Annotated in this window: 13 protein-coding genes; 12 read left to right on the forward strand and 1 reads right to left on the reverse strand. The window is 71.3% G+C overall.

Annotated elements, in window-relative coordinates:
* Positions 1-50: 50 nt before the first annotated feature.
* The 11 genes from OG587_RS22185 to OG587_RS22235 all read left to right on the forward strand — a co-directional run bounded on the left by OG587_RS22185 (position 51) and on the right by OG587_RS22235 (position 9,755).
* On the forward strand, positions 51-470 hold the full coding sequence (locus OG587_RS22185; protein ID WP_329093238.1) for a DUF4190 domain-containing protein: 420 nt from the start codon (positions 51-53) through the stop codon (positions 468-470).
* Positions 471-722: 252 nt separating this feature from the next.
* The gene (locus OG587_RS22190) at positions 723-1,169 is read left to right on the forward strand and encodes a DUF2752 domain-containing protein (RefSeq protein ID WP_329093239.1); all 447 of its coding nucleotides are present in this window, start codon (positions 723-725) and stop codon (positions 1,167-1,169) included.
* 169 nt (positions 1,170-1,338) lie between these two features.
* Positions 1,339-2,148 (forward strand): indole-3-glycerol phosphate synthase TrpC, encoded by an 810-nt coding sequence (gene trpC, locus OG587_RS22195; protein ID WP_329093240.1) that lies wholly within the window; start codon positions 1,339-1,341, stop codon positions 2,146-2,148.
* 27 nt (positions 2,149-2,175) lie between these two features.
* Positions 2,176-3,396: a tryptophan synthase subunit beta gene (gene trpB / locus OG587_RS22200; protein ID WP_329093951.1), complete on the forward strand. Its 1,221-nt coding sequence runs from the start codon at positions 2,176-2,178 to the stop codon at positions 3,394-3,396.
* A 65-nt stretch (positions 3,397-3,461) separates the two neighbouring features.
* Positions 3,462-4,256 (forward strand): tryptophan synthase subunit alpha, encoded by a 795-nt coding sequence (gene trpA, locus OG587_RS22205; protein ID WP_329093241.1) that lies wholly within the window; start codon positions 3,462-3,464, stop codon positions 4,254-4,256.
* A 203-nt stretch (positions 4,257-4,459) separates the two neighbouring features.
* Complete coding sequence (locus OG587_RS22210; protein WP_329093242.1) at positions 4,460-4,993, forward strand: MauE/DoxX family redox-associated membrane protein; 534 nt, start codon at positions 4,460-4,462, stop codon at positions 4,991-4,993.
* Positions 4,993-5,757, forward strand: a complete 765-nt coding sequence (locus OG587_RS22215) for a DsbA family protein (RefSeq protein ID WP_329093243.1) — start codon at positions 4,993-4,995, stop codon at positions 5,755-5,757. The genes OG587_RS22210 and OG587_RS22215 overlap by 1 nt, the downstream gene beginning before the upstream one ends.
* Before the next feature lie 26 nt (positions 5,758-5,783).
* Positions 5,784-7,196, forward strand: a complete 1,413-nt coding sequence (gene lgt, locus OG587_RS22220) for a prolipoprotein diacylglyceryl transferase (protein WP_329093244.1) — start codon at positions 5,784-5,786, stop codon at positions 7,194-7,196.
* Between the two features lie 148 nt (positions 7,197-7,344).
* The gene (locus OG587_RS22225; RefSeq protein WP_329093246.1) at positions 7,345-8,064 is read left to right on the forward strand and encodes a VIT1/CCC1 transporter family protein; all 720 of its coding nucleotides are present in this window, start codon (positions 7,345-7,347) and stop codon (positions 8,062-8,064) included.
* Positions 8,061-8,918 carry a hypothetical protein gene (locus tag OG587_RS22230; protein ID WP_329093248.1) on the forward strand — a complete coding sequence of 286 codons (858 nt, stop codon included), beginning with the start codon at positions 8,061-8,063 and terminating at the stop codon, positions 8,916-8,918. The genes OG587_RS22225 and OG587_RS22230 overlap by 4 nt, the downstream gene beginning before the upstream one ends.
* Before the next feature lie 222 nt (positions 8,919-9,140).
* The gene (locus OG587_RS22235) at positions 9,141-9,755 is read left to right on the forward strand and encodes a hypothetical protein (protein WP_329093250.1); all 615 of its coding nucleotides are present in this window, start codon (positions 9,141-9,143) and stop codon (positions 9,753-9,755) included.
* On the opposite strand, the gene OG587_RS22240 is transcribed toward OG587_RS22235, so the two are convergent.
* A complete protein-coding gene (locus OG587_RS22240; protein WP_329093251.1) occupies positions 9,730-11,586 on the reverse strand; it encodes a bis-aminopropyl spermidine synthase family protein in 1,857 nt (618 codons plus the stop codon). The two genes, OG587_RS22235 and OG587_RS22240, sit on opposite strands and share 26 nt — an antisense overlap.
* A gap of 199 nt (positions 11,587-11,785) precedes the next feature.
* Here OG587_RS22240 and gltB point away from each other — a divergent pair, with 199 nt between their 5' ends.
* Positions 11,786-16,291: a glutamate synthase large subunit gene (gltB, locus tag OG587_RS22245; protein WP_329093252.1), complete on the forward strand. Its 4,506-nt coding sequence runs from the start codon at positions 11,786-11,788 to the stop codon at positions 16,289-16,291.
* Positions 16,292-16,348 lie beyond the last annotated feature (57 nt).

The raw sequence follows: 16,348 nt of genomic DNA on the forward strand, positions 1-16,348 counted from the left end.
AGCGTTTTCGCTAGGATTTCGCCCGCAACTCGGATAATTGGGGGTCATTCATGAGCTATGGCGATCAGTCGGGTGGCTATGGCCAGCCCCCAGGGAGCGGCGGTCACGGCTCCCCGGGGGGCTACGGTTCATCCGGTGGGTACGGCCCCGGAGGCTACGGCCCGCCCGGTGGCGGCTACGACCCCTACGGCGGGTACGGCGCGCCGCCGCCGCGGGGCAACAACGGCATGGCGATCGCCGCGCTGATCATGGGCATCGCGGGGCTGTTCCTCTGCGGTTTCACCTCGATCGTGGGCGTGGTGCTCGGCCACATCTCGCTGGGACAGATCAAGCGGACGGGCGAGGAGGGGCGGGGCATGGCCATCGCGGGCCTGGTCCTGTCCTACTTCGGCATCCTGTGCTGGCTGGCGGTGCTGGCCTGGCTGGTCGCGGTCGGCGCCATCCTCGGCAGCGCCTCCCTGGGCGCCTGACACGGGGACGGGCGTCCGGGTCGGGTGTCCGGGCCGGTCCGCGACCGGCCCCGATCTCGCCACGGTGGCGCGCCCGGTACATTCCCGTACCTGCCGGGTCCCGCGCCCCTGCCCGGGAGGCGGGCGGGGGTTCGCGCCGGTGGCGCGGGGACGGCGTGAGTAGGGTGGCCGGTGAGGGCCGGCCACGGGTGAGGTGAGGGCCGGCCACGGGTGAGGTGAGGGCCGGCCACCGGTGAAGGGTGCTGACGGGCCGTGGTGACGGGGAAGGTCGCGGGTTCGCGTGCGGCGGCCGTGCTGGCGCCGCTCGGGGTCGCGCTGGCGGCGGGCGCGGCGGTCGCGTTCGTGGGCGCGGTGGACCCCAACGAGCCCGGCCATTATCCGACCTGCCCGTTCCTCCTGCTCACCGGCCTCTACTGTCCCGGCTGCGGCGGCCTGCGAACGGTGTACGCGCTCGTGCACGGAGATCCCGCGACGGCCCTGGGACTCAACCCGCTCGTCGTGCTCCTGATCCCGGTGCTGGTCCTGCTGTGGGGCCGGTGGGCGCTGCGTGCCTGGTCAGGAGGCGGGTCCACCGGAAAGTCCGGTGCCGCGCCCGCGGGTAAATCCATCCGCCCGGTCTATGTGTGGTTATTGCTCGCCTTGATGGTCGCGTTTTGGATAGTGCGAAATCTTCCTTTTGGGGAATTCCTAGCCCCATAGTCACCGATAGGTCTCACCCCGTGGCGGGGCGACCCCGGCCGGGCCGATAGCATCGGCGGAACAAGGGCAGTCGACCGGGAGGGGCCTTACTCGTGAGCGAGCGGAGCGAGCGAACCACGGATGCGGCGGCGTTCGCGAACCCGGCCCCGGAGCTTCGCGAGGAGGGCAAGTGAGCGTGCTTGAGGAAATCCTCGAAGGAGTCCGCGCCGATCTGGCCGAGCGGCAGGAGCGGGTGACGCTGGCCGAGCTCAAGGAGCGGGCCGGGCGGGCGCCCGCCCCCCGCGACGCGTACGCGGCGCTGGGCGGCGACCAGGTGGCGGTCATCGCCGAGGTCAAGCGCTCCAGCCCGTCCAAGGGCGCCCTGGCCGCGATCGCGGACCCCGCCGCGCTGGCCGGCGACTACGAGTCGGGCGGCGCCCACGTCATCAGTGTGCTCACCGAGCGGCGCCGCTTCGGCGGCAGCCTCGACGACCTGGCCGCCGTGCGCGCCGTCGTCGACATCCCGGTGCTGCGCAAGGACTTCATCGTCACCTCGTACCAGCTCTGGGAGGCCCGCGCCTACGGCGCCGACCTGGCGCTGCTGATCGTCGCGGCGCTCGACCAGAACGCGCTGGTCTCGCTCATCGAGCGGGCCGAGTCGATCGGGCTGACCCCGCTGGTCGAGGTGCACACCGAGGAGGAGCTCGACCGGGCGCTCGCCGCCGGAGCCAGGATCATCGGTATCAACGCGCGGGACCTCAAGACCCTCGAGGTCGACCGTGAGGTGTTCGCCAAGCTGGCTCCCAAGATCCCCGAGGGCATCATCAAGATCGCCGAGTCGGGTGTGCGCGGCCCCCACGACCTGCTCGCCTACGCCAGGGCGGGTGCCGACGCCGTCCTGGTCGGCGAGAGCCTGGTGACCGGCAAGGACCCGCGGGCCGCCGTGGTCGATCTGGTCACCGCCGGTGCCCATCCCGCATCCCGACCCGAGGGGCAGTAAGCAGTGACAACGCACGAGGGAACCGTCATCACCACCGCCGACCTCGCGGGTAACGCCGCCCACGGCGACGACCCGGACGTCCACGGCAAGTTCGGCGTCTTCGGCGGCCGCTACGTGCCCGAGGCGCTCATCCCGGCGCTGGACGAGGTCGCGGCGGAGTACGACAAGGCGAAGAACGACGTGGCGTTCCTGCGGGAGTTCGACCACCTGCTGCGCACCTACGCCGGGCGGCCGACCACGCTGACCGATATCCCGCGCTTCGCGGAGCAGGCGGGCGGCGCCCGGATCATCCTCAAGCGCGAGGACCTGACCCACACCGGCGCCCACAAGATCAACAATGTGCTCGGCCAGGCCCTGCTGACCAAGCGCCTGGGCAAGACGCGGGTGATCGCCGAGACCGGTGCCGGACAGCACGGCGTCGCCACCGCGACCGCCGCGGCCCTGATGGGCCTGGAGTGCGTGATCTACATGGGGGCCGTCGACTGCGAGCGCCAGGCGCTCAACGTCGCCCGCATGAAGCTGCTCGGCGCCACCGTCGTCCCGGTCACCAACGGCAGCCAGACCCTCAAGGACGCCATCAACGAGGCGTTCCGCGACTGGGTCGCCAACGTCGACAGCACCCACTACCTCTTCGGCACCATCGCCGGCCCGCACCCGTTCCCGGAGATCGTCCGCGACTTCGCGCGCATCATCGGCGTCGAGGCCCGCCGCCAGATGCTGGAGCTCACCGGCAAACTGCCCGACGCGGTCGCCGCCGCCGTCGGCGGGGGATCGAACGCCATCGGCATCTTCCACGCCTTCCTCGACGACCGGGACGTTCAGCTGCACGGCTACGAGGCGGGCGGCCGGGGCCTGGAGAGCGGCGAGCACGCCCTCACCCTCACCGCGGGCTCCGTCGGCGTGCTGCACGGCTCGCGCACCTACGTGCTGCAGGACGACGAGGGCCAGACGATCGAGTCGCACTCGATCTCGGCCGGGCTCGACTATCCCGGCGTCGGCCCCGAGCACGCCTGGCTCAAGGACAGCGGCCGTGCCACCTACCACGGCATCACCGACGCCGAGGCGATGGACGCCTTCTCGCTGCTCGCCCGCACCGAGGGCATCATCCCCGCGATCGAGTCCTCGCACGCGCTCGCCGGGGCACTCAAGCTCGGTCGCGAGATGGGCCCCGAGGCGACGATCCTGGTCAACCTCTCCGGCCGGGGCGACAAGGACATGGGCACCGCGATGAAGTACTTCAACCTCTGAAACCTGACGGCCGACTTGCCTCCCCTCCGGCGGGCCGAAGGGGACGAACCGCAACGGAAGTAACGATGACGACTCTTCAGACGGTGTTCGCCAAGGCTAAGGCGGACGACCGCGCCGCCCTCATCGGATACCTGCCGGCTGGGTTCCCCAGCAAGGACGGTGCGATCGCCGTCGCCACCGCCATGGTGGAGGCGGGTTGCGACGTGATCGAGATCGGCCTGCCCTACTCGGATCCCCTCATGGACGGCCCGACGATCCAGGACGCCGTCCACCGGGCGCTGACCAACGGCACCCGCATCGCCGACGTGCTTCGCACGGTCGAGGGCGTGGCCGCCACCGGTGCCGCCACCCTGGTCATGACGTACTGGAACCCGATCGACCGCTACGGCGCCGAGCGCTTCGCCCGGGACCTGGCGAACGCGGGCGGGGTGGGCACCATCACGCCGGACCTGACTCCCGAGGAGGCCGGTCCCTGGCGCGAGGCCAGCGCCGAGGCCGGGATCGACACGGTCTTCCTGGTCGCGCCCAGCTCCACCGAGGCCCGAATCAAGGCCGTCGTCGACAGCTGCACCGGCTTCGTCTACGCGGCGTCGCTGATGGGCGTCACCGGCGCCCGCGACTCGGTCGGCGCGGCCGCGCACGGCCTGGTCGAGCGCACCCGCCTCCACACCTCCCTGCCGGTCTGCGTCGGCCTGGGCGTCGGCACCGGACGGCAGGCCGCCGAGGTCGCGGGGTACGCCGACGGCGTCATCGTGGGTTCGGCGTTCATCCGCCGCGTCCTGGACGCCCCGGACGAGGCCTCCGGCCTGGCGTCCGTCCGCGAGCTGGGCGCCGAGCTGGCGGCAGGCGTCCGAGGCTGAGGATTTCGCCGGGTGCGGTCCCCGTGACGGGGGCCGCACCCGGCTTTCTACCTGTCAGGCAGGCTTATTCGACGCTTATCCAGCCCGTGATGAGGTTTCCTTCGGATACCTTGCGTTCGCCGGAGACGTCCGTGCCCGGGGCCTGGAATAGGAGAATGGTGCTCGTGACCTCTGATAACCCCGCGCCCAATAGGTCGCGTATCGTGATTTCGGCGCTACCCTGGGTAACGACCGTCTCGCGGCTGGTGCTGGCGGGCGTGCTGATCGTCGCGGGTTGGGGCAAGATCGGCACCCCGGTGCTCTCGGTTCAGGCGGTCGAGGCATACGAACTGCTCCCTGAATCGCTCGCCACGGTGGTCGGCTACGGCCTGCCGATCCTGGAGATCGTCGTAGGGGTGTTGCTGGTCGTCGGGCTGCTCACCCGGGCGGCGGGTGTCATCTCGGCACTGCTCATGCTGGCGTTTGTCATCGGGATCGCCTCGGCGTGGGCGCGCGGGCTGCGCATCGACTGCGGCTGCTTCGGCGGCGGCGGTCAGCTGGCGGCCGGGGTGGAGCCCGACTACCTCATCGACATCCTGCGTGACTTCGGTCTCTTCGGACTCGGCGTGCTCGTCGCCTGGTTCCCTCCGGGCCGCTTCGCGCTGGACTCCGCCCTGGGGCTCACCCCGGGACGGGAGCCGTACGACGACCTTGAGGGCGACGACGAGGAGGAGCACCAGGAAAAGGAGACTGACTGATGGGCAAGGCCGCGCGGGACCAGTCGGCGCGTGATCGGATCAAGGCACAGCGCGAAGAGCAGATGCTGAAGGAGAGGCGCAAGCGCATGGCGACCATCGGAACGGCCGCCGTCCTCGCGATCGCCGCCGTCGGGGCGGGCTGGTGGTTCGCCGCCCAGAGCAGCAGGTCCGAGCTGGTCGGTGCCGAACTCGCGCCGATCACCGTCGCCGCGGACGGCTCGGTGGTCATGGCCAAGGCGGGCGTGGAGAAGCCGGTCCTGGACGTCTTCGAGGACTTCCAGTGCCCGGCCTGCAGGGCGCTCGAGGAGACCAGCGGTCCCACGATCAAGAACCTGGCGGCCGAGGGCAAGGCCAAGGTGGTCTACCACCCGATCACGATCTTCCAGGAGCAGACCAACAAGGGCATCACCCGGGGCAACTCCGTGCGCGCGGGGGCTGCCTCCCGCTGCATCCCCGGAGGCGTTCCCTGGAGCAGGTTCCACGACAAGCTGTTCGACGAGCAGCCCTCCGAGACCGAGGAGGGCTTCAAGATCCCCGACCTGATCGCCTGGGGCAAGGACGCCGGGGTGACCGATCCCGGGTTCGACACGTGCGTGACCAGCCAGGCGAAGGCCGCCGAGCACCTCGCCTACAGCACCAAGGTCCTGGAGACACAGAAGCTCACGGGCACCCCGACGCTGAAGCTCAACGGCACCGAGGTGGACACCGGCGTGGCTTTCAAACCGGCCGAGCTACGCCAGGCCGTTCTTGATGCCGCCAAGTAGCTCGTGACACGGTAACGTCACCTGACATGCCCCTCGCCTCGATTCCCAGCCCCTCTCAGGGGGTCTGGCATCTCTTCGGCGTGGTCCCCATCCGGGCCTACGCACTGTGCATCGTGCTCGGCGTCGTCGTCGCGGTCGCCATCGGCGAGCGCCGCTGGCGCGCCCGCGGCGGTGCCCCTGGAACGATCGTGGATCTCGCCGTCTGGGCCGTGCCGTTCGGCCTGGTCGGTGGACGCCTCTACCACGTCATCACCGACTGGCAGCTCTACTTCGGGCCGGACGCGCCCAACGAGCCGATCGAGGCGCTGTTCATCTGGAACGGTGGCCTGGGCATCTGGGGCGCCGTCGCCCTCGGCGGCGTGGGCGTCTGGCTGGGCTGCCGCGGCCGGGGCATCTCCCTGACCGCGGTGGCCGACACCGTCGCCCCCGGCATCGCGGTGGCCCAGGCCATCGGCCGCTGGGGCAACTACTTCAACCAGGAGCTGTTCGGCAGTCCCACCGACCTGCCGTGGGGCCTGGAGATCGACCCCGACCGGCCGGGCACGGTGCCGGGCGAGGACACCTACCACCCCGCGTTCCTGTACGAGTCGATCTGGGACCTGGGCCTGGCGCTGGTCCTCATCTGGATCGGCCGCAAGTACCTGCTCCGCCACGGCCGCCTGTTCGCGCTCTACGTCGCCGGCTACACCGTGGGCCGCTTCTGGATCGAGGGCCTGCGGGTCGACACCGCCCACCACATCCTCGGCCTGCGGCTGAACCAGTGGACCTCGATCATCCTGTTCATCGGGGCGATGGCCTACTTCTGGTTCACCAGGAACAAGACCGGGGAGGAGCGGGTCAGCCCGGTGCCCGACCCCGCCGACCTTGAGGACGGGGCCACCGCTCCGGACGAGGAGGCGGACGCGGATTCGGATTCGGATTCGGATTCGGCGAAGGGCGGGGCCGCCACCCTGGCCGCGGCGGCTCCGGGGGACGGCGCGGGAGATCCCGTCGATCCGGCCCATCCGTCCGACCAGGCAGACCAGACCGAGAACGACGGTGAGGCCGGGCAGGACGACGGGGCACGGCCCGCCTCGGCGACGCTCGCCGCCGAAGGGCCGGTCGAGGCCGGGGGCCCGGTCGATCCGGCCCACCCGTCGGATCAGGCCGAGCCGGTGGAGAGCGACCGGGCCGAGGACGAGCCGGACCGTACGGTTCCGGCCGCCGCCTCTGACAAGGTCGCCTCTGACAAGGCCGCTCCGATCAAGGCCGAACCCGGCAAGGTCGCCTCGGACAAGGCCGTTCCGGGCGGCACCGCTTCGGAGAGCACGACCTCGGACAGGGCCGTCCCCGACGATGCCGCCGACTCCGACGGCACCGCTTCGGGTGCGGAGGGCGGCGATCTCCCCGAGGAGGTCGCGACCAAGGTCGTTCCCGAGGGTGAGAAAGAACGACGGTGACGTTCTTCCCACGGTCGAGGCCCTGGAGCCCCGGACGCGCCGCCGGATCGTCCGGCACGCCGGTGCGTCTCCACTCCGGGGCCGAGACCGGTGGCCCGTCGTCTCCCCCCGGCGCTGAGCCCCGGGGCCTGCCGCCCGAAGGACCAGGGTGAGCTCGGACACCTCCAGGGGACGTGCCGAGATGCACCACCGGCACCGCGACGTCAACGGCGGCTGGCTGCGGCCGTCGGTGTTCGGCGCGATGGACGGCCTCGTCTCCAACTTCGCCCTGATCGCCGGTGTCGCCGGCGGCGCCGCGAGCACCAGGGTCATCCTGCTGGCCGGCATCGCGGGACTGGCCGCGGGCGCGTTCTCCATGGCGGGCGGCGAGTACGTCTCGGTGGCCAGCCAGCGGGAGCTCGCCCTGGCCGAGATCGACGTCGAGCGGCGCGAGCTCGAACGCCACCCCGAGGCCGAGCTGGAGGAGCTCGCCAAGCTCTACGAGGAGCGGGGTGTCGATCCCGCCGTGGCGGCCGAGGTGGCCCGGCAGATCTCGATGGACCCCGACAGGGCCCTTGAGGTCCACACCGAGGCCGAGCTCGGCGTCACCTTCCGCGACCTGCCCTCGCCCAGGACCGCCGCGATCTCCTCGTTCCTGTCGTTCGGCGTGGGCGCCCTCCTGCCCCTCCTGCCGTACCTGCTCGGCGTCACCAGCCTGGTGGCCTCGGCGGTGATCTCCTGCCTGGCGCTGTTCGGCGCGGGCGCGCTGGTCTCCCGGGTCACCGCACGCAGCTGGTGGTACAGCGGGCTGCGCCAGCTCGTCGTCGGCGCGGTCGCCGCCGGCCTTACCTTCACCCTGGGCACCTTCCTGGGAGGAACCGGACTGTGACCACCCCAACCTCGACTCCGCCCCCCGCCTCCGGGCGCAAGCGCCGCCGTACCTCCGGCAAGAAGCCCGGCAGGAAAGAGGAGCCCTGGAGCATCCCCCAGCTGGAGGAGTGGGGGCTGACCCTGACCCAGCAGCGGCTGGTGGTGGTGTTCGGATCGCTGGCGGGGGTGCTGGTCGCCGCGGTCGCCCTCACCCTCGCGATCTCCGCGATCGGCAACGACTTCGAGCCCGAGCGGGTCACCGCCTCGGTCATCGGCACCGAACCCCGGCCCGACGTCTACAGGGGATGGCCCTCCTCCAAGGTGTTCGCGCCGATCGCGGAGAGCAAGGCCGACCCCAAGCCGCTGACGGCCAAGGACCTCTTCGCGAAGACCCTCAAGGAGGGCAGGACCACGCTGAGGCTGGCGGGCAGCCCGCGGCTGGAGACCGACTGTGTGGCGGCGGTCTGGGGCCAGGGTCTCGCCGACCTGCTCACCCGGGGAGGGTGCACCCAGGTGGCCAGGGGCCTGTACGCCAGCGCCGACGGCCGTTACGTCGCCCAGTACACCCTGTTCAACCTCCGCGACACCGCCTCCGCCGACACGCTGGTGACCATGCTGACCACCATGCACCGGGGCGGCTGGGTCCGGCCGCTCCAGGCGTCCAGGGCCGCCTTCCCCGCCGCGGGCCACACCGAGGCCAGCGGTCACGCCATGGGGCACTACGCGGGCCTCGTCTGGCTCGGCAGGGCCGACGGGGTGGAACCGGGCCCGAGGGACGACTTCGTCTCGCTGTCCCTGACGGTCCGCGCCACGGAAAAGGCGATCTTCCGCCGCATCGTCGCCGCCTCCCCGGCGCCCGCCCCGGCCCAGTAGTTCCCGTACGTCATTTCGTTCGCCGGATTGTGCGGGCAGGTCTCGCTAAGCTGGCCGAGTCGGCGATAGCCAAGCCGATATTGTTCGACCGCCCCAGGGCATGGGGTGGCAGCGCGGGGAGCCCTCCAGCCGTTGGGCGGGGCTACGAACCGTGAACCTCTGATTTCGGTCAGGAATCCTGGTTCTTCAAGGACTGGGAGGATGTCAAAGTAAGCTTTTTTCATGCGCAAGTGGATCATCGTTGTCGTGCTGGCCGGGGTCGCCGGGGTGGGGGCTTTTTTGTGGCTCGGGAGCGAGCCCGCCCCGCGCGCCGCGGTCCTGCGCGCGGAGTCCGGTACGGCCCACTACGCGCCCATCGCGACCCGCGTCCTCGATCCCCAGCCGCTGACCGTCGCGGAGATGTTCCCCGGCCCCTCGGTGTCGGCGGGCACGACCAGTCTCGCGCTCAGGACCACCGAGACCCTCGCCGACTGCGCTGAGGCGGCCTGGGGGAGTGCGGAGGACGTGCTCGGCGGGTGCACGCAGGTGCTGCGGGCCCGTTACGAGACCGAGGACGGCGCGGTCTCCGGCCAGTTCCTGATTTTCAATCTCGCCGACTCCGCCGCCGCCGACAGGCTCGTGGCGGCGCTCAAGAGCGGGGGCTTCGTCCGGCCCGCCCCCGACACGCCCGACGGCTTCGACGGCTCGCGCAGCTGGGCCCAGGTCCGCGGCCTCGGGCACTACGTCACGGTGAGCTGGGTCGCCCCCGTCGTCCAGGGGAGCCAGGTGGATCTCACCTATCCGCAGGTCGCGATGGACGGCCTCGGTCTGGTCATCCAGCGTCGGCTGGTGCGCTGAGGGAGCTCTCCACCGCGGCCCGGAGCTCCAGCAGCCGGTGGGCGGGCAGTTCGAGGACGGTGACGTCGCCCGCCCACGGGGCCACGGCGGTGACGACCGCCCTGGCCTGCTTCTTCGTCAGGTCTCCCCTGACCCTGATCAGGGCCTCGCGCCAGGTGTTGGCGAGTTTGCCGTGCGCGTTGTCCAGGACGCGGCGCAGGATCCGGGCCGCGTCGTCCGCGTTCCCGGTGCTCTCTGTGTCTCCCGCGTTCCCGCTGTCCCCGGTGGGCGGCGCCACCCGTACGGCGCGGACGGACGTGCCCTCGGCGGTGAGGTCGTAGACGGGGGCGAGCAGGTCGGCGGGGAGGTCCTTCGGGGCCGACGCCAGCGTGACCCGGACCTCCTCGGCGCGGGTGGCCAGCAGCAGCCGGGGCAGCGCGGCCTCCAGGCCTGCGGGTACGGAGATCGCCACCTTGGTGGGGTCGCTGGCGTAGGGCTTGGCCAGCCAGGTCGTCAGGCGCGCTCTGGGGGCTTTGGGCAGCACGTCGCGGGGCCAGTCGCCCACCAGCACCTCGGGGACGAACCCGTCGCCGGAGTCTGCGGTCGGGGCGGTGGGGGAGGCCGCCGACTCCACGGACTGGGGGCCCTGCGTGTAGATGGCGGTGCCGGGCGCCTCGGCGCGGGCGGCCGCGGCGGGCCAGGTCTTCGTCGTGGGACGCAGGACGTACAGGTCGGCGGCCGAGCCGATGGCCTCGGCGCCGAGGTAGCGGTTGAAGTCGGGATAGATCGCCTCGTTGACGAGGTTGAGCTGCGACAGGGCCTGCTGAACCTTGAGGGCGAGCGCGGGGGTGCGCTCGCTGGCGCCGTACGCCAGCATGATCCGGCCCTGCTCGCGGTCGCGCAGTCCCTCCGCGCAGCGGGCGACGAACAGCCCGACGCCCTCGGGGGTGTAGGGAGGGTCGGTGATCGCCAGGTCGGCCCAGGACCGCGCGGAGGCGGGCAGGCCCAGGCGCAGGTCGGCCCAGCGGGTTCGCACGGCCAGGCCGAGCCGGTCGGCCTCACCGGCGATGTAGGCGAGGATGCGCTCGTCGACGTCGACGACGGTCACCTCGACGCCGGGGTGCAGCATCGCGGTGGCCAGCGAGGTCAGATCGTGGTCGCCCACGCACAGCAGCCGGGCGCCGTCCAGCCAGAACCGGGCGTCCAGCAGCAGCGCCCGCCTGACCACGGTCTCGCCGGTCGCGGCGACGTGGTCCAGCGTGTGGCGGCCCCGGGGCGCCTTGGCGATCAGCTCGTCCATGCGCGCGACCAGGTCGGCGTGGCCGGGGAGCAGGTGGGCCACCGGGTCCGCCGGCCCGAGGGGGTGCGCGCCCGCTCCGGTCGGTGTGGGGTCGGTCACTCTCGGTCCGGCCGGTGGGGGGCCGGTCACTCCTGGGTCGGTCGGTGTGCGGCCGCTCACCCCCGGGCCGCTCACCCGCGGGTCGGTCGGCGGGGAGCCGTTCTCCTGCCGGGCCGGATCCAGCCAGGCCGGAGGGGCCGGGAGCCTGAATCGATCGCCGGACCGCTCCAACTCCCCGTCCACCTCGCGCAGCAGCGCCTCGATGGTCCGCCGTGACGTCGCGGTCTCCCTGACCAGGTCGGCGAGCGTCCACCAGCGCCCGCCGCCCAGGGCCGCCAGCGCGCTCCGCAGTCGCCTGCCGTCGACGCCCGCCCGCGCGACGAGCGCCTCGGCCCCGGTGCCCTCGGGGGTTTCCGGCAGGCCGGGCCGTCCCGACACGCCCGGGGCGTCCGGAGTGGCGCTGTCTGTCAGACCGGTGGGGTCACCCGGGGCGGCGGGGTCGCTCGGTTCCATTGGGCCACCCTAGAGCCAGGACCTGGAATGTTGCGCCACCGTGACGTGTTGAATGAACCGGGCGAACCTGCACTAATTCGGCGGGACCTCACCGGGTAGGTAGGTATCCGGCAGGGTACGGTAATCTCTACCCACCACGCAGCAGGGCCAACGTCGTCCCTTGCTTGTTCGAAAGAAGCAAGACGACGGGAGGGATTCAATGCCTGCTGCCCACCTCGGCTTTCCCGAGCCTCAGGGCCTGTACCACCCCTCGCACGAGCACGACGCCTGTGGTGTCGCCATGGTCGCGGACGTGGCCGGCCGCCGTAGTCACGACATCGTCGCGAAGGCCCTGACCGCCCTGTGCAATCTTGATCATCGGGGGGCCCAGGGTAGCGAACCGGACACCGGCGACGGGGCCGGGATCCTGACCCAGGTTCCCGACGCCTTCTTCCGCGTGGTGGCGGACCTCCCCCTGCCCGCGGCCGGTTCCTACGCCGCCGGCATGGCCTTCCTGCCCGCCGAGGCGCAGGCCCGCGAGACCGCCGTACGGCTGATCGAGGAGATCGCCGCGGAGGAGGGCCTGACGGTTCTCGGCTGGCGCGACGTCCCGATCACCCCCGGCCTTCCCGGGCCGAGCGCCCGCGCGGTGATGCCGTTCTTCGGCCAGCTGTTCGTGGCGTCCCCGGACGGCGAGAGCGGCCTGGAGCTGGACCGGCTGGCCTTCTGCCTGCGCAAGCGGGCCGAGCACGAGGCGAACGTCTACTTCCCCTCGCTGAGCTCCCGGACCATCGTCTACAAGGGCATGCTCACCCCGCTGCAGGTCGAGCAGTTCTTCCCCGACCTGAGCGACGAGCGCTACGAGACCGCGATCGCGCTGGTCCACTCGCGTTTCTCCACCAACACCTTCCCCTCGTGGCCGCTGGCGCACCCCTACCGCTACGTCGCCCACAACGGTGAGATCAACACGGTCAAGGGCAACCGCAACTGGATGCGCGCCCGCGAGGCCATGCTGGGGACGGCGAACCTGCCGGGCAACCTGTCGCGGCTCTTCCCGATCTGCGACCCGGCCGGCTCCGACACCGCCTCCTTCGACGAGACGCTGGAGCTCATCCACCTCGCGGGACGCAGCCTGCCGCACGCGGTGCTGATGATGATCCCCGAGGCGTGGGAGAGCCACACCGAGATGGACCCCGCGCGGCGGGCGTTCTACGAGTTCCACTCCACGATGATGGAGGCCTGGGACGGCCCGGCCTCGATCACCTTCTCCGACGGCACCCTGGTCGGCGCGGTGCTCGACCGCAACGGCCTGCGCCCGGGACGGTTCTGGGTCACCACGGACGGCCTGGTCGTGCTCGCCTCCGAGGCGGGCGTGCTGGACATCGCCCCCGAGGACGTGGTCCGCAAGGGCCGCCTGCAGCCCGGCAAGATGTTCCTGATCGACACCGAGCTCGGCAAGATCATCGAAGATGACGAGATCAAGGCCGAGCTGGCGGCCGAGCTGCCGTACGCGGACTGGCTGCACGCCGGGCTGGTCCGCTTCGAGGAGCTGCCCGCCCGCTCGCGTGAGGCCCTGTCGCACGAGACGCTGATCAAGCGGCAGCAGACCTTCGGTTACACCGAGGAGGAGCTGCGGATCATCCTGGGGCCGATGGCCAGGGCGGGCATCGAGCCGATCGGCTCGATGGGCACCGACACCCCGGTCGCGGTGCTCAGCGAGAAGCCCCGGCTGCTGTTCGACTACTTCAGCCAGCTGTTCGCGCAGGTCACCAACCCGCCGCTGGACGCGATCCGCGAGGAGCTCGTCACCTCCCTGGCCAGCACCATCGGCCCCGAGGGCAACCTGCTCGACCCGGGCCCGGCCTCCTGCCGCCAGCTCGTGCTGCCCTACCCGGTGCTCGACAACGACGAGCTCGCGAAGATCATCCACATCAACGACGAGGGCGCGCTGCCGGGCTTCCACCCGCACGTGGTCTCGGGCCTGTACGAGGTCGCGGGCGGCGGCGAGGCGCTGCTGCGCCGCATCGAGGAGATCCGCGCCGAGGTCTCCTCGGTGATCGAGGGCGGGGCGCGGATCATCGTGCTGTCCGACCGCGGCTCCTCCGACGTCCTGGCGCCGATCCCCTCGCTGCTGCTCACCGGTGCCGTCCACCACCACCTGATCGCCGAGAAGACCCGGACCAAGATCGGTCTGGTCGTCGAGACCGGCGAGGCGCGCGAGGCGCACCACATGGCGCTGCTCGTCGGCTACGGGGCGGGCGCGGTCAACCCGTACCTCGCCATCGAGACCGTCGAGGACATGGTCGACTCCGGTGCCCTGAAGGTCGACAGGCACAAGGCCGTGCGCAACCTCATCAAGGCGTACGGCAAGGGCGTGCTGAAGGTCATGTCCAAGATGGGGGTGTCCACGGTCGCCTCCTACACCGGGGCGCAGATCTTCGAGGCGCTCGGCCTGAGCCAGGAGGTCGTGGACGCCTGCTTCACCGGGACCACGTCCCGCCTGGGCGGCGTCGGCTTCGACGTCCTGGCCGAGGAGGCGGCGCAGCGCCACCTGCGCGCCTACCCCCGGGCCGAGAACGCCCACCGCCGCCTGGAGGTCGGCGGCGAGTACCAGTGGCGCCGCGAGGGCGAGCCGCACCTGTTCAACCCCGAGACCGTCTTCAAGCTGCAGCACGCCACCCGCTCGCGCCGCTACGAGATCTTCAAGGAGTACACCGGCCTGGTGGACTCCCAGGCGGAGAAGCTGATGACGCTGCGCGGCATGTTCAAGCTGCGGGAGGGCGTCCGCGAGCCGGTGCCGATCGACGAGGTCGAGCCGGTCAGCGAGATCGTCAAGCGCTTCTCCACCGGCGCGATGTCGTACGGCTCCATCTCGATGGAGGCGCACGAGACGCTCGCCATCGCGATGAACCGGCTGGGCGGCAAGTCCAACACCGGCGAGGGCGGCGAGGACCCCGAGCGGCTCCACGACCCGGCCCGCCGCTCGGCCATCAAGCAGGTGGCCTCCGGCCGGTTCGGCGTGACCTCCGAGTATCTGGTCAACGCCGACGACGTGCAGATCAAGATGGCCCAGGGCGCCAAGCCCGGTGAGGGCGGCCAGCTGCCCGGCCACAAGGTCTACCCGTGGATCGCCAAGACCCGGCACTCCACCCCGGGCGTCGGCCTCATCTCGCCGCCGCCGCACCACGACATCTACTCGATCGAGGACCTCGCCCAGCTCATCCACGACCTGAAGAACGCGAACCCGGCCGCCCGGGTGCACGTCAAGCTCGTGGCCGAGGTCGGGGTCGGAACGGTCGCGGCGGGCGTGTCCAAGGCCCACGCGGACGTCGTGCTGATCTCCGGCCACGACGGCGGCACCGGCGCGTCCCCGCTGACCTCGCTCAAGCACGCGGGCGCCCCCTGGGAGCTCGGCCTGGCCGAGACCCAGCAGACGCTGCTGCTCAACGGCCTGCGCGACCGGATCGTCGTGCAGGTGGACGGCCAGCTCAAGACCGGCCGCGACGTGGTCATCGCCGCGCTGCTCGGCGCCGAGGAGTACGGTTTCGCCACGGCCCCGCTGGTCGTCTCCGGCTGCGTGATGATGCGCGTCTGCCACCTGGACACCTGCCCGGTCGGCGTCGCCACCCAGAACCCCGAGCTGCGCAAGCGGTTCACCGGCAAGCCCGAGTTCGTGGTCAACTTCTTCGAGTTCGTCGCCGAGGAGATCCGCGAGTATCTCGCCGCGCTGGGCTTCCGCAGCATCGAGGAGGCCGTCGGCCACGCCGAGCTGCTGGACACCACCCCGGCCGAGAGCCACTGGAAGGCCTCGGGGCTGGACCTGGCGCCGATCCTGCACCAGCCCGAGCTGCCCGAGGGCGCCTCGCTCCGCCGTACCGTGGAGCAGGACCACGGGCTGGCCAAGGCGCTGGACAACACGCTGATCCAGCTCGCCGAGGGCGCGCTCAGGGGCGGTTCCCGGGTCACGCTCGACCTGCCCATCCGCAACGTCAACCGCACGGTCGGCACCATGCTCGGCCACGAGGTGACCAAGCGGTACGGCGGCGCGGGGCTGCCCGACAACACCATCGACGTGCGCTTCACCGGCTCCGCGGGCAACTCCTTCGGCGCCTTCCTGCCCAGGGGCGTCACCCTGCGGCTGACCGGTGACGCCAACGACTACGTGGGCAAGGGCCTGTCCGGTGGCCGGATCTCGGTCCAGCCGCACGACGCGGCCCCGCTCGACGGGCACATCATCGCCGGAAACGTCAGCCTGTACGGCGCGACCTCCGGTGAGGCCTTCATCCGCGGCGTCGTGGGAGAGCGGTTCTGCGTCCGCAACTCCGGTGCCACCGCGGTGGTCGAGGGTGTCGGCGACCACGGCTGCGAGTACATGACCGGCGGCAAGGTGGTCGTCCTCGGCCCGACCGGCCGCAACTTCGCGGCGGGCATGTCGGGCGGCGTCGCCTACCTGCTCGACCTCGACGTCGAGCGGGTCAACCGGGAGATGGTCGAGATCGAGGAGCTGGACGAGGCCGACTCCGAGGCGCTGCGCGAGGTCGTCGAGGCCCACCTGGCCGAGACCGGCTCCACGGTGGCCAAGGCGCTCATCGCCGACTGGGACCCGTCCCGCTTCGGCAAGATCATGCCGACGGACTACAAGCGGGTCCTGCGGGCCGCCGAGTCCGCCCGGCTGGAGGGCCGCGACATCGACGAGGCCGTCATGACCGCCGCGGTCCAGGGGTGACGCCGATGTCTGTTTCGAAGACCTTTCAGGCTTTTCAGGGATAAGGGAGGTACGACC

This window comes from Streptosporangium sp. NBC_01469, assembly GCF_036227305.1.
In the GTDB taxonomy this organism is placed as follows: domain Bacteria; phylum Actinomycetota; class Actinomycetes; order Streptosporangiales; family Streptosporangiaceae; genus Streptosporangium.